Raw genomic sequence first — 17975 nt, forward strand, 5'->3', positions numbered from 1 at the left:
GTTGAATATCAAATGAAATGTGATCAACTTAATAGCGGTGTATGGGAATGTGTAGCTGATGGTCCTCGCGACCCTGTGACTGGAAAGAGGAATCAGATAAGAAGGCGCAATAAATCGAAGAAAGTGGCTAAAGAAAGAGTTGAAGCTGCTATCAAAGAATTAAAAGAGCATGGAATAGATGAAAAAAAGTTAAAGCACATGACATTTGAGAAAGTTGCTTGGGAATGGTTATCTATTTACGCTCGAGGTAAAGTTAAGGAAAGTACGGTTAGATTAAGAGGAAAAGAAATAAAGATTATTCTTCGCTACATCGCAAAAGTTAATATAACAAAAGTTACTTCACGAATGCACCAGAACATATTAAATGATTTACATGACAACGGATATGCGTTTACTACAATAGAAGGTGTACACATTACTGCAGGAATGGTTTACAAGTATGCTATCAAAGAGAAGATGAGAAAGGATAGCCCTACTATTGGTGCAGTAATCCCTAAAAAACTATTAACTGTTGAAGATATCGAGAACAATTCTATTGAGGACGAATACTTAGAACATGCTGAAATAGAAGAGTTTTTAACTGCCGTTAGTAAACATGGTATGGATCAAGACATTGAAAGATTTTATCTCTTAGCATTCTCTGGCATGAGATCAGGCGAACTATGCGCCTTAAAATGGACAGATGTAAACTTTGAGACAAATGAAATCCGTATAACAAAAACTATATATAATCCAGATAACAATATGAAAAAATACAAATTAACCCCACCAAAAACACCGGCAGCTATACGGACGATAGATATAGATGAGGATGTTATACAACTTTTGAAAAAACATAAAATTAGACAAGCTAAAATTAAGTTAGGAACCAAACATAACTACCCTGATTATCATGATGAAGGTTTTATATTTAGTCGTCCAAATGGCTATCCCTTCATTCCTAAAACCATTTTGAATCGAATGAATCGAATACTTAAAATGACTTCAATTAAAAAAGAAGCAACTCCTCATATATTTCGTCACACACATATCAGCATGCTCACAGAGGCTGGCATCGACTTAGCTACCATTATGAAACGAGTTGGCCATGATGATGCAGATACAACAATGAGGATTTACACACATATTACAGACACTATGAAAAAAGATGCCTCCGATAAAGTGAAAATACACTTCGGAAACATCCTCGATTTAGCAAAAAATAAAACAAAAGTGACATCTGTGTGATATTTTAGTGATAAATCACAAAAATAAATCCCCAAAGTACTGTTATATCAGTACTTTGGGGAAGTTTATTACATCATGCCGCCCATTCCGCCCATATCAGGCATACCCATACCGCCAGCTCCTGCTGGTTCTGGAATATCTGCTACTACTGCTTCTGTAGTTAAGAATAATGCTGCTACAGATGCAGCGTTTTGAAGTGCTGAACGAGTTACTTTAGTTGGATCAACGATACCTGCTTCGATCATATTCACCCATTCGCCAGTTGCTGCATTGAATCCGATACCGACTTCTTCACGTTTTAAACGATCTACAACGATAGATCCTTCAAGACCTGCATTGTTAGCGATTTGACGAACTGGTTCTTCTAATGCACGAAGTACAATTTTCAGACCCGTAGCTACGTCGCCTTCTTTTGTTTCTGCTAATTCGGCAACTTTGTTATATACGTTTACTAGTGCAGTACCACCACCAGCTACGATACCTTCTTCAACTGCTGCGCGAGTAGCATTAAGAGCATCTTCAATACGAAGCTTGCGTTCTTTTAGTTCTGTTTCTGTTGCTGCTCCGACTTTAACTACAGCTACACCACCAGCTAATTTAGCTAGGCGTTCTTGTAGTTTTTCTTTGTCGAATTCAGATGTAGTGTCTTCTAATTGAGAACGGATTTGTGTTACACGACCAGCGATGCGATCAGACTCTCCGTTACCCTCTACGATTGTAGTATTATCTTTAGATACAACAACTTTAGAAGCGCGACCTAATTGAGTAATGTTAGCAGATTTTAAGTCTAAACCTAAATCTTCTGTGATTACTTCAGCTCCAGTAAGAACTGCGATATCTTCTAACATCGCTTTACGACGGTCACCAAATCCTGGCGCTTTAACAGCTACAGCATTGAAAGTTCCACGTAATTTGTTTAATACTAGAGTAGCTAGAGCTTCCCCTTCTACGTCCTCAGAGATTAGTAAAAGTGGTTTGCCTTGTTGTACTACTTGCTCAAGCACAGGAAGAATTTCTTGTATGCTTGTGATTTTTTTATCTGTTATTAAAATATATGGATTGTCTAAAATAGCTTCCATTTTATCCGAATCTGTTACCATATAAGGAGATGCATATCCACGATCGAACTGCATACCTTCTACCACGTCAAGTTCAGTAGTGAACCCTTTAGATTCTTCAATTGTAATGACACCGTCGTTACCAACGCGCTCCATTGCTTCAGCAATTAGTTCACCTACTTCAGAATCTCCTGAAGAAATAGCTGCAACCTGAGCAATAGACTCTTTGCCTTCGATTTGTTTAGAAATTGCTTTTAACTCTGTAACTGCAGCAGCAACTGCAAGGTCAATACCTTTACGGATTCCTACTGGGTTAGCACCAGCTGTTACGTTTTTCAACCCTTCACGGATCATCGATTGCGCTAATACAGTAGCAGTTGTTGTACCGTCACCAGCTATATCGTTTGTTTTAGAAGCAACCTCTGCCACTAATTTAGCACCCATATTTTCAAATGCATCTTCCAATTCGATATCTTTTGCAATCGTTACACCATCATTAGTAATAAGTGGTGAACCAAATTTTTTCTCAAGAACTACGTTACGTCCTTTTGGTCCAAGTGTTACTTTAACAGCATCTGCAAGTTTATCTACTCCACGTAACATTGCGCTACGTGCGTCTTCACTGAATTTAATTTCTTTAGCCATGTGTTAGTTACCTCCTGAATATATTTTCCTAAGTTTTATTAGCCAATAATAGCTAGAACATCGCTTTCGCGTAAAATTAAATAATCGTTGTTTTCATATTTCACTTCTGTGCCTGAATATTTAGAGAAGATGATGCGGTCTCCCTCTTTTACGTCAAGTTCAACGCGAGTGCCGTTTTCAAGTACTCGTCCAGTCCCTGTAGCAACAACATTTCCTTCTTGCGGTTTTTCTTTAGCAGAGTCTGGAAGTACGATGCCAGATGCTGTTTTTTCCTCAGCTTCGATTAATTCGATTACGATACGATCACCTAATGGTCTTAACAAGTGAAACTACCTCCCTAAAATAGTAAAATGTAATATTATTAGCACTCTTACTCTTTGAGTGCTAACACACTTATAATAATAATTAATCACAGAACATTTTGCAAGTAAGAAGCTATCTTTTTCTTTTATTTTCTATTTCCGATACAATAAGAAAAGAAGGTACATATAGAGAGGAATAAAACTGTTTATGAAACAACAAAAAACTGGTATATACATTTTAATCGTTTACTGTATAATGCAACTATCTTCAGGTATACTTGTCCCGTTCCTACCAGAGCTTTATACCCTATTAGAAGCTAAAGGAGTGGAAAATCCAGCACTTTTCATTTCTGGTTGGTGGGTATTTCTTAGCATGGGAATCGCTACATTGATCACCCTGCTAATCATCCGTAAAGACAAGACTTACTTGAAGCCACTAAATGGTAAGCCAAGCCCAACCCTCCAAACGATCGGTTGGGGAATTGCTGGTTTCTTTCTAGTATTTGTAGGACAGGGTATTGCAGCAAGCATCGAGCTTAAATTTGGTGTGGATCCTGGATCAGAAAATACAACTCAGTTTATAGAAATTGCCCATACCGTACCATTAGCTATTTTTTCAATTGTCATTTTTGCCCCTATATTAGAGGAGCTGATATTCCGAAGAATCATTTTCGGAACTCTGTTGCCAAAAACGAATTTCTTTGTAGCCGCTTCTGTAAGTGCAATTGTGTTTGGAATTATTCACTTTGACTTTACGCACATACTACTATATGCGGTTTCCGGATTTATATTCGCATTTATCTATTACAAGACAAAGCGAATTATCGCATCAATTATCTCCCATATGTTATTAAATGGATTTGTTGTGCTAGTTCAATTTTACGGTGAGGAAATTCAACAGTTTCTTAAACAATATTCAAATATGCAGTTCCTATTTTTTCATTAATAAAAGCCTTTGACCTGTTAGCATTATGGTCAAAGGCTTTTTTTGTTATTCAGTCAGTTCATTTCTTATTAAATAAATAAGAGTCTGTAATTCTACAGAAAGATCGATGGTATGTACACGGATAGCATCGGTTGTTTGTAAACGTATTGGTGTAAAGTTTAATATCCCTTTAATAGAAGAAGCTTCTAATTGATCGGCTACTTGCTGTGCAGATCGACTTGGCAAAGTAAAAATGACCAGTTCAATTCCATATTCCTCTAGCTTTTCAAGCATAACACTCGAATGATACACAGGAATATCACTTATGGTCGTTCCTTCTACCGGAGCCTTTGTATCGAATGCCACGACAATTTTTGTATTATGGTTTTTTTGGAAATTATACTTTAGAAAAGCAGTTCCCAAACTTCCAACTCCAATGAGCGCAACATTCGCAGCCTCATCCTGATCGAGTGTTTTACGGAAAAACTCAAGTAAAGTCGGAACGTCATAACCGTAACCCTTTTTTCCAAGCGCACCAAAATGAGAGAAATCTCTCCTAATTGTTGCGGAATCGATTTTCATCGCTTCACTCAATTCCTGCGAAGAAACTCGTTTGTGCCCAGCATTATGAAAGCTTTGTAAAAATCTATAATATAATGGAAGTCTTTTCGTAGTTGCTTGAGGAATTCTCGGTATTTCTGGCTTCATAAAAATCCTCCTAGTTTAGTCAAACAAATCGTTATTATCTTACTAGACATTTCTACCATTGTAAACCTAGAGCGTTGCAACGACAAGCCCTATCTATTACACTAAGGATAGAATTGAGGTGCGAATAATTGTGATTGTTTTACAAGTCAATCAAATAACAAAATCCTTTAACGGTGAAGATATATTAACTAACGTAAAGCTAGAGGTTCAGGATCGAGACCGGGTTGCCCTTGTTGGTAGAAACGGTGCCGGAAAATCTACACTACTTAAAATAATAGCAGGTGAAATGTCGTATGATTCAGGCGAAATAATTATGCCAAAAAATATTCGTCTTGGCTATTTAGAACAGCATGCAGGTCTCGAATCTAAATTGACAATCTGGGAGGAAATGAAGACAATCTTTAGTCATCTCATTAACTCTGAAAAAGAGCTTCGTTCCCTAGAATCACAAATGGCAGACCCTACTATATATGAAGATACTGAAGCTTATGCAAGAGTGGCAGCAACGTACGATGAATTACAGTTAGCCTTTAATGAGGCAGGTGGCTATCGCTTCGAATCAGATATACGCTCTATATTACACGGCATGCAGTTTTTCCCAGATGATTATGATAAGCCTGTCCAAGCATTGTCAGGAGGACAAAAAACGAGGCTAGCACTTGCAAAAATGCTTCTAAGTAAGCCAGACTTGCTAATCCTCGATGAGCCTACCAACCATTTGGACATTCAAACGCTAAGCTTTTTAGAAAACTATCTGAAAAATTATAGCGGTGCAGTTCTTATCGTCTCACATGACCGTTACTTTTTAGACCAAGTAGTCAACTTTGTTTACGAAGTATCTCGGCATAATGTAGTAAGATACGTTGGCAACTACAGTTCGTACTTAACGCAAAAAGCAAAAAACTATGAGTTAGATAGAAAGAAGTATGAAAAACAGCAAGAGGAAAAAGCAAAGCTCGAGGATTTTGTCAGTAAAAATCTTGCCCGTGCCTCTACAACTAAAATGGCTCAATCTAGACGTAAAGTTATTGAGAAAACAGATTGGATGGAATCCCCAGATGGTGATGAAAAATCTGCTTCTTTCGGATTTACTATCGATCGACCAAGTGGCAATGACGTACTTCGTCTGGAGCAAATTGCAGTTGGCTATCCAAACAAAACTGTTTCATCGAATATTTCCTTCTCTGTGTACAAGCAAGACCGCATTGCACTCGTTGGACCAAATGGAGTGGGCAAATCAACTTTACTAAAAACAATTATGAAACAATTAAATGCCGCTGATGGGAAAATCCAGTATGGTACGAATGTCCAATTTGGATACTATGATCAAGAACAAGCTGCATTAACTGGCAACAAAACAGCTTTACAAGAACTATGGGATGAATGGCCGTTGATGAATGAACGAGATGTCCGCACTGTATTAGGCCGTTTCTTGTTTTCAGGAGATGATGTACAAAAAACGGTATCTACACTATCCGGTGGTGAAAAGGCAAGACTCGCTCTTGCAAAGCTAATGCTTTTAAAAGCGAACACACTCGTACTCGATGAGCCTACCAACCATTTAGACTTAGACAGTAAAGAAGTTCTCGAAAATGCATTACTCGACTTCCCCGGGACTATCATATTCGTATCCCATGACAGATATTTTATAAACCGAATTGCAACAAAGGTTATTGAGTTAGCAAGCGAGGATGCAACCCTATTCCTTGGAGACTACGACTATTACCTAGAGAAAAAAGAAGAAATGGAAGAACTAGCATTAGAAAATGCAGTTGTTGAAAATACGGTAGTTACGAAAGTGAACACATCCACAATTGATAAAGAATCAAAGAAAAAAGAACGCCAGCTTCGACGTCAGCTAGAGGAATTGGAAAGTCAGATTCCAACTGTTGATGTGGAAATTGCTACAATTGAAGAAAAGCTATGTGACCCTGAAATCTTCCAAGACCACGAAGCTGTCCAACAATTACAGCGTGAACTAGATCAGTTGAAGGAAAAACAAGATGACCTATCAAATGAATGGTTAGAATTACAGGAACAATTAGAAGAAATAGCCCCATAAAGAAAAAGGTAGTGAAACCAATTCGTTTTTTTGGCTTCACTACCTTTTCTAATTGCTTATGATTTTACTCTTTTTAGTTGTCTAATAACTTCAATTAATGCCTTGAAACTTTGAACCATTAGTTTACTCGATCCAAAATTCATAATAATATGGGTCTCAGTAGATGGGTCATAAAACAAATGAGTTGAAAGAACTCCAATATGCCCTCTTACTCTTGGTAACCCTTTCAATAGAAAAAAGAACTCTTCAAATCGGATTTCCATTAGCCCTGTTCCATAGTGAATACCAGTTCTGAATTTATGTTTGAATTTTTCCATAAACTGTATTTTTTCTTCATTAAATAATCTTCCTTCTCTAAAAGCTCTATTAAAAGAAAGAAGATCATTTGGAGTAGATATTATTCCACCTCCCGACCAGTCCACACTTAGACTTTGAAAGTCTGTTACATCTGTGCCGTTAAGCCAAATCTTTTGAAATTTTTGTAGGGGATTTTTAGGTTCCGAATAGAATAGCATATAAGAGTCCTGCATTCCAAGTGGGGTAAAGATTTCATCATGTAGATTCTCATGAAATGGTTTTCCTGAAACTTTTTCAATGATTAAACCAAGTAAAATATAACCAGTATCTGAGTAATGAAAGACCTTCCCAGGTATCCCTGCAGCTTTTTGCCTTTTCCGTGTGAATTCAACTAATTCATAAGGAGTCCATTTCTTTTCAGATTCGGAAACGATCAATTTAGACATCGGACTACCTAAATTTACTGGATCTTCGAAATAATCACCGATTCCTGAAGTATGCGCTAATAATTGTTCTACGGTAACTTCTTTCATATAATCTTTATCCTTAAATATAAAGAGATTTTCAAGTTCTATATTTGTAAAATAATTTGATATCGGATCGTGTAAGGATAAACTATTTCTGTCTATTAAAATCATTATTAGAGTAGCAGTAAACATTTTACCAATACTTGCAATATGGAAAGGTTGGTTTGAATCTTCTGATGAATAGTTATACTGAAAATCTAACTTTTTACTATCAATCAGAATTTGGATGCTTGATTGAGTATTTTTTTGATGAATTTTATTAAAGTATTTATCCAAATGCCTCTTTACGGCCTCTATACTTGTCGTATTCAACATTATGTCCTCCATCGTTTTACAACATTTGAAATAAGCTGTTAGAAAAATATTTTAGCTGTTGCACTCTTTTACCTTTTCTAAAAATGACCTAATCCTTTGAATCTCAAAATATGTGTATAGAACCTAACTGATTCTTCCTAATTATCTTTAGAAAACTCGTTCCTATTTTTTGTTGTCTCATTTACCCAAGCATCTAAGGACTTTTTTGAAAAGATAACCTCCTCATATACTTTTGAATAAGGGAACATCATACCTAAAAATGAACCATAATTATTCAATTGTATTTTATCCTGACTTATAATTGCCTCAATAGATTTTTCACTTATTTTTAAGGTAATCAGATGCCTCCGATAAAGATAAAACTTCATCGAAGATGTGCGGTAAATTACAACTCCGTTTGTCTTGTGAATCATTTATTCTTTTGCTGAATCAGCAAGTCCACGTCCAATTACATTAGCAGATATCGGTTTTTTTCCTAATTCTCTTGCCCAAATAGATAATTGTCCGATATGGTGTATCTCATGAGCAATTACATGTCGAATAACTTCACCCCAAGTATCCCGTTCAATTCTTCCATCTGGCAACGTATCGTAAAGTATGCGACTTTCCATGCTATCATTCCAGTTGTTTACAAAGGCTTCGACTTCCAATCGAAATTTTGCGTCTAATTGCCTTACTTTCTCCAGAGTACTATAATTTTCAAAACTCTCCTGAAAATCGGGCTGATCCTGTAAAACACGAATCCAACTCCATTCCACATCTACTATATGAAATAATGTTTCTAAAATGCTTCCTACTCCACCTGTGCGTTTGCATAACAGTTCTTCTTCACTTAATCTCTCACACCATAGATACCAGTCTTCCCTAACCAACCAATTATACTGAAAAAACATCTTCACTAAGTTTCCTCACTAAAATTGAGTAATAATATTCTATCTTATTTTTATTGGCCAGAATGAAACCTTACAACCTATTCCGATACTTTCCACCTATTACTAGAATTCTACAATTTCAGTGATAATCCTTCTTATGTTTTAATCTTATAATTGTTGCAGTGTCGAATAGTATACATATATGTTGGTCAAGTACTATTTTATAATAACTTTTCTCCACATATTTATTCACAAAGAAAAACTAGTTATATCAATCTATCAACAGGTTTATCCACATTGTCCACAATTTTAAAAATAAGTTGTCCACATTGATGTGTATAACAATCATACTATATATAGTTTGCGTCTAAGTTACGCACATGTTATCCACAAAATGTGCATAAGTACGAATGTTCTCTATTGACAACTTCTAAATTCCATGATAAAAAATCCTCTTTTCTTGTCGAAGAAAAGAGGATTTGAGTATTTCATTTAGTTGTTTAGAGTCTAGACTACAAGCGAATAGGCTTTGACTCGTTTCAGAATCTCGGTACTAAAATAGGCGCATTTGTTTTTCTTAATTCCAACTATTTAATTCTAGACCTGGTCTACCATTCATCGACATATCACTTAAATGTCCTGCTGAATACTTAGAATTTCCAGCGGCAGCAATCATGGCTGCATTGTCTGTACATAGCTTGATGGGTGGTACATAAAAAGGTATATTCTCTTTTGTAAAAGCTTCCTCTAGTGAATTACGAAGTCCTTTATTTGCAGCAACTCCACCAGCAGCAATTACTTGCTTCACTTTAAATTCACGTGCTGCACGTATAGTTTTTGTCGTTAACACTTCCACTACACTTTGCTGGAATCCTGCCGCTAGGTGGTTAGGATTTATTTCTTCCCCCCGTTGCTCGGCGTTATGCTGATAATTGATAACTGCAGATTTTAATCCACTGAAGCTAAAATCATATGACCCTTCCTCTAGCCATGCTCTAGGAAATTGCAATGCTTCATCACTTTCGTTAGCAAGTTTATCGATATGTGGACCTCCTGGATATGGAAGATTCAATACTCGAGCTACTTTGTCGTACGCTTCACCTGCAGCGTCATCCCTAGTCTCACCGATTAATTCGAACTGTCCATCTTCCTTCATCAATACAAGCTCCGTATGACCTCCAGAAACAACTAATGCCAAAAGTGGGAATTCCATCTTCTGTACTAGTGCATTAGCGTAAATATGCCCCGCGATGTGGTGGACTCCAACTAGTGGAAGCCCATTTGCAAAAGCGAATGCTTTCGCAGCATTTATACCTATCAGAAGTGCTCCGACTAACCCTGGGCCTTCTGTAACTGCAACTGCATCTAAATCCTGTGGTGTCATATCCGCTTGTTTTAATGCTTCTTCGATAACAATCGTAATCTGCTCCACATGGTGTCTCGATGCGACTTCTGGTACTACTCCACCAAATCGTTTATGGCTTTCGATTTGTGATGCTACTACATTGGATATAATCTCATGCCCATTTTTTACAATCGATGCTGCTGTTTCATCACAGCTCGTTTCAATTCCTAATATATATTGGTCTTTTCTCATTTAAATTCCACCCACATCACAAGTGCATCCTCTCCGGTGTCTGAATAATAATTTTTCCGTATGCCTCCGTCTTGGAAGTTAAGTTTATAATATAAGTTTTTCGCCACATCATTTGATACTCTAACTTCAAGTGTCATGAGTACTACATTTTGCTCTGTTACTACACGGATAGCCTCCCGCATCAATCCTTCGCCAATTTTGTTTCCACGCATACGTTCAGCTACTGCCACATTAGTAATATGACTTTCATCCATAACTATCCACATGCCACAGTATCCGATTATATCTTTTGCTTCTGTTTCAGCAACAAGATAATGTGAATACAAATTTGTCGTCATTTCGTGCTCAAAGGCTTCCCTCGTCCAAGGTGTGTCGAATGCCTCCTGTTCGATCAACAGTACTTGATCTATATCATCTAAAGTCATTTTTCGATACGTTATATTAGTTTCCATTTTTCTTCTGCTCTTTCATCCAGTTTGCCTCTGCTTCGGTAATACGCAAATACTCAGGCACAACTGTATGTACTTCGGAAGGCTCCATTTTTTTCGCCATTTCTATTAATACAGCTGCATTTGGTAAATCGAAAGCGGCATTAGCCTGCTGAACCTTATCTCCAAGTACTTCTTTTATTTGCTCCCAGTGTATCGAAACGTCCATGCCGACAAATAACACTGGCTGTTCCAGATTATCTAGAGTTGTTAGTAAATCAACTAAGGATATATGTGCTTCCTTTACTACTTCACCGTTTGCATAAATTCCAGCAAATACATTACTACGACGTGCGTCCATAATGGAACAAACAACACCTTGGAAATACGGAGCATTCTCAGCAAGTACATGTAAGCTTGACACCGAATATATTGGCACTTTTAGTGTCCAAGCGAGTGTTTTTCCAATCGTTACTCCAATACGAACTCCTGTATAGGAACCCGGTCCTTTCGCTACAGCAATGGCTTCTATTTCATTTGGCTTAATATTTGCTTTTCCCATTAATTCTTCAATAGCTGGCATCGTGCCAATCGAGTGCGTAATTTTCATTGATGACTGAAACGAAGCAAGTACTTGTTCATCCTTTACAATAGCTATCGCAAGAGGTGTATTTGATGTATCTATTCCTAACCAAATCATTCAAAAAGCTCCTCACATAATTGTTCATATCGTTTGCCATAGGGCATAAACGTAAATTTTCTGGCATTCTCATCTAGACGAAGAATCTGAATCGCCAGTCGTTCTGCTGGCAAATCCTCTTCTATCAAATGTGCCCACTCAATGATACTTACCGCATCGCCGTAAAACAGCTCGTCCCAGCCTAAATCCTCATCACTATCCGCAAGTCGGTAGACATCTAAATGATTTAACGGCAGCCTGCCCTCATATTGCTTTAATATAGTAAATGTTGGGCTATTTACGTTTCGTGTAATTCCTAAACCCTTCGCCACACTTTTTGTGAATGTCGTTTTACCTGCTCCTAAGTCGCCTTCTAGCGTCAGTACATCACCGGCATGTAATTGGACTGCCAATTGCTCAGCGAGTGCCTTTGTTTCTTGCTCCGAATTAATCATTCGTTCATATTTCATCGGTCGCTTTCCTTTCCAGTTACATCTCTATTGCTTCTATTATAATGAAATATATCGAATATTGTAAGTGTGGGGTCTTTAGGGTAGCTTCGGGGGCTAAGAAAAACCGGATAAAAAGAGAAGCCTGATCCTCTGAGCCCAGTGTCCACACCCTCCTACAACTTTTAGAAACAGGTAAGTACGTTTTTGGATAACTAGAGAAAAGCTACTTTCCTATTGATAAAGGAAACTCTCGAAGATACAATTTCGTTCGCTATTTCACTTCATAAAACGGAAATCAGTCGTAATATTCATTTTGAAAAAAATACCACAAACCCAGTGTTCACAGGACATTCTTATATACGCTATCTATTAAAAAAGATCACTTCGCATCCACTACGAAATGATCTCTTTTTTATTGGACTAACCGTACGATTTTCTCAACTGCTTGCTCACCAGCTACTGTCCATTTATTTTTGTTGGCAATTTGACCGTCCTTATCAACTGGATTTTGGAATTGATTGAAGCCTGTCGATGTTAGCAAAGAATTTTCATCCTCGTCTAAACCTATATTAACTACATGCTTGATGACATAAGGGGTTTGGAACTTAATTTGGGCATCGTAATTGTCTAGCTCTCCCTCCACCACTTCGAATGGAAGTCGCAAGTATATTGTTTCCGCTTCATCTCTCCATAATACATTGTCAAAACTACCTTTATGGTAATCCCAATTTCCGCCAATCGTGTAGCCTAGGCTATCTATTCTACTTCTTAAATCACCGAAACCAATTTCTTTTCCTTCCAACTCCGTTTGTAATTGCAGCAAAATAATCCACTCCTCGTTCGAATCTTCATCCTATCATCTCCAAGAATCGTCTTAAAAATACTAGCCTCTCATTAATCTGTCTACTAGTTTTTTAAAGAAACCATCCTCAATCTCCATTTCCTCCACTTTTTGCACTATTAAATCAGAAAGCAATTCATAGCCAGCTTCACCAAAATGCAGACCATCATTCTTCTCCCCTACTAATAGATCCCTGTAGTTTGGTTTGGAATAAAAAATATGAAAGAAATCGATAAAATAACTACCCGTTTCTTCGGCAACCTCCTGAACAGCCTGTGCATATTGCTCCATACGTTCATTCGTCCTATTCGGCTGAAGAGACTCATCCACAGGAGCAGGGCTGATCAATATTGTCTTTTCAGGCCCCACCTGCTTTGCAAATAAAGAAATATTACGCTTAAACGTTTCTAAATCTACAAACTTATGTGTCGCTGAGTCATTCGCTCCAAAAAGTACAGTCACCGCATCAGGGCGCTTAGATAACACATCTTTATTGAAACGGAACATTGCTTGCTCCGTTGTATTTCCAGATACTCCGGCATTAATAAATTCATAATTAGGCATTTTTGAGATCAATTTATGAGTTAAAATGGGTGATGGATTGCCCTCTTTTCTAGCAGTGATACTGTCCCCAAAACAAATTATTTCCAACATATAACAAAACTCCTTTTAACAATATGTAATATAATTGAAACACACTATACGTTTATAATTACCCAAAAACGGATAAACAAACATAGAAATTAATGTTTTGGAGGAAGTTTTATGGCTAACAAACGTTTAACATGGGTCGATGTAACAAAAGGATTCTTAATGATTTTAGTTGTCATCGGACATTATCCAGGTGAATTAGATTTTCCGTTCATCACATATATATACTGGTTTCATATGCCAGCTTTTTTCTTATTAAGTGGATTATTTTTTAAAGAATTAAAAGAAGATCAAGACACAAGAGTCTCTATAAAAAAGAGATTCCTACAGCTAATAGTTCCTTACTTGTTTTTCTTATTAGCTATTACAACTGTTCGATATGGAATGGAGCTTGCTGGAGGTAACTTTGACTTATCCTGGTACTTGCAAGATTTATGGAAGTTAGTTATTGCGGGCCGTTTTGCACGTGGTGCTTATGGAGTTTTCTGGTTTGTAACGACACTTTTCTTTACGTATTTGTTATTCATGATGATGACAAAGTATTTAAGTCGAGTCAAGCAAATTGTACTACTCATTGTTTTTTATATCGTTGCTCATCTAGAGAGTATTTTCGCTATGCAATATATTAACGGCGCTCCAGACGAAGCTTCACAAACAATTCCTATGCTTTGGAACCTAGACGTCGTTCTAATGGCAATCGTCTATTTTGCTCTTGGCTATTATGCCAAATCAATTTGGATGAACATTACGAAATCTTGGTTGATAGGAGCTTTGGTCATTGCAATCACTGCGATAATAACAGACAAACTTGGCTATATCGACTATCACCTAAGTATGAAATTCCTGCGATACGAACATCTACTGCTGGACTTAGTCATTCCTATTGCGTTTATAGTCGTTATTCTTGGACTGTTTCAAAGAGTTACCGCTATTCTATCGCTAGATTGGTTGGCGAAAATTGAAAAACACTCGATTTCTATAATGTATTTGCATATTTTTACGGATATCATCCTGAATAATTATTTCCAATATGGCATTATTGGCTTTACTACACTAGGGATAATCACCCCAATAGTAGCATCCATCGCCATTCAAAAAATGATTCCATATGGAAAGTTCTTCTTAGGAGATATTCGAGCGCAGAAACTAATTCAAATCTAAAAACATGCAACTTCAAACAGTGGGGATTATTTTATCCTCGCTGTTTTTTAGTTGAACCATTCGGCCATCGCTACAGCGAACCTCGAAGGAAAGTCATGCTGCCGCTAATACAAAAACAAGCCCTAACAGAGTACAAACGTTGATCTGTCGGGCTTTTCAACATTATTTAGTTTTGAATTCATTAAAATAGAACATTAGTTCGATTTTATGTTATAATAAGTGGGCAATTACATAGCAGGGTGGGCGGTTGGTCACTTTTCTCGTTAGGAGGTGTTGCCATGACAACATACCAGATGATGAGTTTGTTGATCCAGCTAAGCGCTGTACTGATAGCAACCTTTTCCATAGTAGTGACCATAATCATTTTCTTTGTAAAAAAGAAATAACCGTCCCCTGAGCTAAAGGTTTGACGGTTATTTTGACCTTGGACCAACCGCTCTTTCTGCGGTCGTAATTGCTGACTGGATATTCGCGTATCCAGTCTCTCTAGTCTATGTTCATTATATACAGAATAGATATCCTATTCAACTCATACCTGGTCAATATTTCCTTATTTCGACTTTCCTTTCAGTACAAAAGCATTAATATCCTCTTAGACGTCAAAAGTGGCGAAGTAACTCTTTATAATATTTATTAGTGGAACACAATCGTCTTATTACCTTCCACGATTATACGATTTTCTAAATGCCATTTCACAGCTTTCGCTAATACTCGTCGTTCGATAGTACGGCCAATCTTCTTTAACTCAACTACGTCATCACGATGGTCTACCCGTTCCACGTCTTGTTCTATAATAGGACCTTCATCCAAATTATTTGTTACATAATGAGAAGTAGCACCGATTAGTTTTACTCCACGTTCGTAAGCACGCTCGTATGGACCAGCTCCGATAAATGCCGGCAGGAATGAATGGTGGATATTAATAATACGATTTTCAAAATACCCTACAAACTCTGGCGTTAGTATTTGCATATAGCGAGCCAAAATTAGTAAGTCTACGTTATATTGCTCCATTAACCGAATTTGTTCTGCTTCCACTTGTTTTCGAATTTCTTTGTTTGCTGGTATATAATAATATGGAATACCTAAAGCTTCGACAAATGGTCGTGCGTCTTCATGATTACTGATGACTACGACAATATCGGTATCTAAATCTCCGTTTTGCCATTCCCACAAAAGCTCCATTAAACAATGTGGTTCCTTGGAAACAAAAATTGCAGAACGTTTACGTTCGTGCAAATAGTTAAAGCTATATTCCATATTATGCGCTGCAGCAATTTGTTCGAAATCCTTTTCCATTTTAGATGCTGTTTCAAGCAGTGTGTCACAATGATACGCAATTCGTATGAAAAATGTACCATTCTCTGGATTACTTGAATACTGGTTAGATTCAATAATATTTGAATTATGTGTATGTAAAAATGTAGATAATACAGAGACGATTCCTGGCTTATCTGGACATTTTACTAGCAGACGTCCACGGTTTTCTAAATAGGTGTTTTGCTGTTGCGAATTACTTTTTGCTTGTGTGTTGATTGACATATAAACAGCTCCCATTATTTAAATATTAATTTTCTTATTATGCAACATTCTGCACATCTTCTCAACCCTTTAGCAGATTAAATAACTAAAGTGTCGTATTATGGATTCTAGACTTTTATTTTGGTTCGAATGGGGTGAATAAATGTATCATAAACTAACTACAAAACTATTTAAATTATTTACAGGAGAATTGGCTGCAACAATAGCTTTTGCGACGGTGTGGATAATGTATTTAAATACTTATGAATGGACAAAACCATATTTAACTTCTTTAGACACTTTGTTCGCTTTTTTCTTATTGGAATTTCTTTTATTACAAGGGAGTTATTATTGGTTTTTGAAATGGCGACAAGCTAAGCGTAGGAATTTCTCTTTTTTGCCAAAAAATAAACTTAAATTTTTCACGGCATTCAAGAAGCTGAACATACTCTTGCTCGGTATGGGATTCGTTATTCTACTCTATCAATTATTCTATTTTTCAAACGTATTCTATTGGCTTCTTTTTCTTTATCTTTTCGCCCTAGTAGAGTATATCAATTATTATCATGTTCGACTTTCTTATCAACCACGAGAAGTAATAGAAGAATTAAAACGTCATAGAAGATTTCGTAGTTCTAAATTGGCAGAAGAACTAAAAAACAAATAAAAGCTCTCTCACAATAGTTGGGAGAGAGCTTTTGCTTAATTATTTTACAATACTTTTTAAAATATTATCGATAATTTGTTCATTTGCGATTGTACCAGTATATAACCAGCTTTCATCTGGTGAGAACTCATATACATTTCCAGCTTTTACTGCAGGTACACTATTCCATAAAGCATCACTTAGAGCAGCTGAACCACTTGTTGTATCACTGTTGATTAAGAATAAATGTTCTGCATCCAACTCAACCAATTTTTCTAAAGAGATTTCGCTCCAGTTACCAGTTGCACTTGCTGAGATTTCCTTCACTACTGCAGGTATCTTCAATCCTAAATCACCGTACATTACAGCTCCACTAGATAGATTTTCTCCTACTACGAAGAATTTCCCGCCTACTAGCCATACTGCTGCTACTGAAGGATTTCCTACTTCAGCTTCAATCGTTTCTTTAGCTTCCGCAGCTTTTGCATCATAATCTTCTAATGCCTTTTGGGCTTCTGCTTCTTTACCAAATACTTCCCCTACACGTTTTAGTTCATCGCGCCAGTCGTTATTTACTTCTGTACCAATTACATATGTCGGAGCAATTTTACTGTACTGCTCGTATTTACCGCCTTCTACCATACTTGCTGAGTCCATTATGATCAAATCTGGTGCATATTCTTGAACCGCTTCGAATGGCAAGTCATGTGGAATCATTGGAACGTCTTTTAAGTCCTCTTTTAAGTATCCTTGGATACTAGCTCCGTCTTTTACGCTCCATTGTGCAACAGGTGTTATTCCTAAAGCAACTAAATTATCTTCTAAGTATGAAGCTAGTACACGTTTTGGGTTAGCTGGTACTTCTACCTCATTGCCCATCGCATCCGTCAATGTACGAGTATCACTTTCTTGTGTGTCAGCTTTTTGTTCTGTTTGGTCTGTCGAAGTCTGATTGTCTGTCTTCTCTTCATCACCACAAGCTGCCAATGTTAAAGCCAACGCGCTTGCTCCAACTAATTGCAGCCACTTATTTTTACCTAGTAAATTTTTCATGTTAATCT

General features: G+C 37.0%; 18 protein-coding genes. 5 read left to right on the top strand and 13 right to left on the bottom strand.

Features of this window, described 5'->3' with window-relative positions:
• The first annotated feature begins 12 nt into the window (after nucleotides 1–12).
• The gene (locus tag MKY60_RS17535) at nucleotides 13–1227 is read left to right on the top strand and encodes a tyrosine-type recombinase/integrase (protein ID WP_340930836.1); all 1215 of its coding nucleotides are present in this window, start codon (nucleotides 13–15) and stop codon (nucleotides 1225–1227) included.
• A gap of 68 nt (nucleotides 1228–1295) precedes the next feature.
• Here the strand turns inward: MKY60_RS17535 and groL are convergent, their stop codons facing one another.
• Entirely contained in the window at nucleotides 1296–2930 is a 1635-nt protein-coding gene (gene groL / locus MKY60_RS17540; RefSeq protein ID WP_090568932.1) for a chaperonin GroEL, read from the bottom strand.
• Nucleotides 2931–2968: 38 nt separating this feature from the next.
• Nucleotides 2969–3253 carry a co-chaperone GroES gene (groES, locus tag MKY60_RS17545; protein ID WP_090568929.1) on the bottom strand — a complete coding sequence of 95 codons (285 nt, stop codon included), beginning with the start codon at nucleotides 3251–3253 and terminating at the stop codon, nucleotides 2969–2971.
• Nucleotides 3254–3440: 187 nt separating this feature from the next.
• Between groES and MKY60_RS17550 the strand changes: the two genes are divergently transcribed.
• The gene (locus MKY60_RS17550; RefSeq protein ID WP_340930837.1) at nucleotides 3441–4178 is read left to right on the top strand and encodes a CPBP family intramembrane glutamic endopeptidase; all 738 of its coding nucleotides are present in this window, start codon (nucleotides 3441–3443) and stop codon (nucleotides 4176–4178) included.
• 45 nt (nucleotides 4179–4223) lie between these two features.
• Here MKY60_RS17550 and MKY60_RS17555 read toward each other — a convergent pair whose 3' ends face one another.
• Nucleotides 4224–4865: a redox-sensing transcriptional repressor Rex gene (locus MKY60_RS17555; protein ID WP_093495947.1), complete on the bottom strand. Its 642-nt coding sequence runs from the start codon at nucleotides 4863–4865 to the stop codon at nucleotides 4224–4226.
• 130 nt (nucleotides 4866–4995) lie between these two features.
• On the opposite strand from MKY60_RS17555, the gene MKY60_RS17560 reads away from it, so the two are divergent.
• Nucleotides 4996–6927 carry an ABC-F family ATP-binding cassette domain-containing protein gene (locus MKY60_RS17560; RefSeq protein ID WP_340930838.1) on the top strand — a complete coding sequence of 644 codons (1932 nt, stop codon included), beginning with the start codon at nucleotides 4996–4998 and terminating at the stop codon, nucleotides 6925–6927.
• Nucleotides 6928–6983: 56 nt separating this feature from the next.
• Here MKY60_RS17560 and MKY60_RS17565 read toward each other — a convergent pair whose 3' ends face one another.
• The 8 genes from MKY60_RS17565 to MKY60_RS17600 all read right to left on the bottom strand — a co-directional run bounded on the left by MKY60_RS17565 (nucleotide 6984) and on the right by MKY60_RS17600 (nucleotide 13589).
• A complete protein-coding gene (locus MKY60_RS17565; RefSeq protein ID WP_340930839.1) occupies nucleotides 6984–8066 on the bottom strand; it encodes a serine hydrolase domain-containing protein in 1083 nt (360 codons plus the stop codon).
• Between the two features lie 413 nt (nucleotides 8067–8479).
• Entirely contained in the window at nucleotides 8480–8965 is a 486-nt protein-coding gene (locus MKY60_RS17570; protein WP_093495944.1) for a DinB family protein, read from the bottom strand.
• Nucleotides 8966–9515: 550 nt separating this feature from the next.
• Nucleotides 9516–10535: a tRNA (adenosine(37)-N6)-threonylcarbamoyltransferase complex transferase subunit TsaD gene (gene tsaD / locus MKY60_RS17575; RefSeq protein WP_241600051.1), complete on the bottom strand. Its 1020-nt coding sequence runs from the start codon at nucleotides 10533–10535 to the stop codon at nucleotides 9516–9518.
• Nucleotides 10532–10987 carry a ribosomal protein S18-alanine N-acetyltransferase gene (gene rimI / locus MKY60_RS17580; protein WP_093495942.1) on the bottom strand — a complete coding sequence of 152 codons (456 nt, stop codon included), beginning with the start codon at nucleotides 10985–10987 and terminating at the stop codon, nucleotides 10532–10534. The genes tsaD and rimI overlap by 4 nt, the downstream gene beginning before the upstream one ends.
• A complete protein-coding gene (gene tsaB, locus MKY60_RS17585) occupies nucleotides 10977–11663 on the bottom strand; it encodes a tRNA (adenosine(37)-N6)-threonylcarbamoyltransferase complex dimerization subunit type 1 TsaB (RefSeq protein ID WP_241600052.1) in 687 nt (228 codons plus the stop codon). The genes rimI and tsaB overlap by 11 nt, the downstream gene beginning before the upstream one ends.
• Nucleotides 11660–12112 (bottom strand): tRNA (adenosine(37)-N6)-threonylcarbamoyltransferase complex ATPase subunit type 1 TsaE, encoded by a 453-nt coding sequence (tsaE, locus tag MKY60_RS17590; protein WP_241600053.1) that lies wholly within the window; start codon nucleotides 12110–12112, stop codon nucleotides 11660–11662. Before tsaE ends, tsaB begins: the two co-directional genes overlap by 4 nt.
• A 394-nt stretch (nucleotides 12113–12506) precedes the next feature.
• Nucleotides 12507–12917, bottom strand: a complete 411-nt coding sequence (locus MKY60_RS17595; RefSeq protein WP_241600054.1) for a YugN family protein — start codon at nucleotides 12915–12917, stop codon at nucleotides 12507–12509.
• A gap of 60 nt (nucleotides 12918–12977) precedes the next feature.
• Nucleotides 12978–13589, bottom strand: a complete 612-nt coding sequence (locus tag MKY60_RS17600; RefSeq protein ID WP_340930840.1) for an SGNH/GDSL hydrolase family protein — start codon at nucleotides 13587–13589, stop codon at nucleotides 12978–12980.
• Nucleotides 13590–13700: 111 nt separating this feature from the next.
• On the opposite strand from MKY60_RS17600, the gene MKY60_RS17605 reads away from it, so the two are divergent.
• On the top strand, nucleotides 13701–14747 hold the full coding sequence (locus MKY60_RS17605; RefSeq protein WP_090568891.1) for an acyltransferase family protein: 1047 nt from the start codon (nucleotides 13701–13703) through the stop codon (nucleotides 14745–14747).
• A gap of 633 nt (nucleotides 14748–15380) precedes the next feature.
• Here MKY60_RS17605 and purU read toward each other — a convergent pair.
• On the bottom strand, nucleotides 15381–16289 hold the full coding sequence (purU, locus tag MKY60_RS17610; protein WP_090568888.1) for a formyltetrahydrofolate deformylase: 909 nt from the start codon (nucleotides 16287–16289) through the stop codon (nucleotides 15381–15383).
• Nucleotides 16290–16431: 142 nt separating this feature from the next.
• Here purU and MKY60_RS17615 point away from each other — a divergent pair, with 142 nt between their 5' ends.
• Nucleotides 16432–16935, top strand: coding sequence for a hypothetical protein (locus tag MKY60_RS17615; protein ID WP_340930841.1), 504 nt, complete (start codon nucleotides 16432–16434; stop codon nucleotides 16933–16935).
• A 39-nt stretch (nucleotides 16936–16974) separates the two neighbouring features.
• Here MKY60_RS17615 and MKY60_RS17620 read toward each other — a convergent pair whose 3' ends face one another.
• On the bottom strand, nucleotides 16975–17967 hold the full coding sequence (locus tag MKY60_RS17620; RefSeq protein WP_340930842.1) for an ABC transporter substrate-binding protein: 993 nt from the start codon (nucleotides 17965–17967) through the stop codon (nucleotides 16975–16977).
• Between the last annotated feature and the right edge of the window lie 8 nt (nucleotides 17968–17975).

Source organism: Psychrobacillus sp. FSL K6-1415 (genome assembly GCF_038003185.1).
GTDB classification, from domain to species: Bacteria; Bacillota; Bacilli; order Bacillales_A; family Planococcaceae; genus Psychrobacillus; species Psychrobacillus psychrodurans.

Coding starts and splice junctions, on each gene's coding strand:
- groL (WP_090568932.1), bottom strand. CDS start 2,930: ATGGCTAAAGAAATTAAATTCAGTGAAGACGCACGTAGCGCAATGTTA.
- purU (WP_090568888.1), bottom strand. CDS start 16,289: ATGTCAATCAACACACAAGCAAAAAGTAATTCGCAACAGCAAAACACC.
- MKY60_RS17600 (WP_340930840.1), bottom strand. CDS start 13,589: ATGTTGGAAATAATTTGTTTTGGGGACAGTATCACTGCTAGAAAAGAG.
- MKY60_RS17605 (WP_090568891.1), top strand. CDS start 13,701: ATGGCTAACAAACGTTTAACATGGGTCGATGTAACAAAAGGATTCTTA.
- MKY60_RS17565 (WP_340930839.1), bottom strand. CDS start 8,066: ATGTTGAATACGACAAGTATAGAGGCCGTAAAGAGGCATTTGGATAAA.
- MKY60_RS17535 (WP_340930836.1), top strand. CDS start 13: ATGAAATGTGATCAACTTAATAGCGGTGTATGGGAATGTGTAGCTGAT.
- rimI (WP_093495942.1), bottom strand. CDS start 10,987: ATGGAAACTAATATAACGTATCGAAAAATGACTTTAGATGATATAGAT.
- MKY60_RS17615 (WP_340930841.1), top strand. CDS start 16,432: ATGTATCATAAACTAACTACAAAACTATTTAAATTATTTACAGGAGAA.
- MKY60_RS17550 (WP_340930837.1), top strand. CDS start 3,441: ATGAAACAACAAAAAACTGGTATATACATTTTAATCGTTTACTGTATA.
- MKY60_RS17620 (WP_340930842.1), bottom strand. CDS start 17,967: ATGAAAAATTTACTAGGTAAAAATAAGTGGCTGCAATTAGTTGGAGCA.
- tsaD (WP_241600051.1), bottom strand. CDS start 10,535: ATGAGAAAAGACCAATATATATTAGGAATTGAAACGAGCTGTGATGAA.
- MKY60_RS17555 (WP_093495947.1), bottom strand. CDS start 4,865: ATGAAGCCAGAAATACCGAGAATTCCTCAAGCAACTACGAAAAGACTT.
- tsaB (WP_241600052.1), bottom strand. CDS start 11,663: ATGATTTGGTTAGGAATAGATACATCAAATACACCTCTTGCGATAGCT.
- tsaE (WP_241600053.1), bottom strand. CDS start 12,112: ATGAAATATGAACGAATGATTAATTCGGAGCAAGAAACAAAGGCACTC.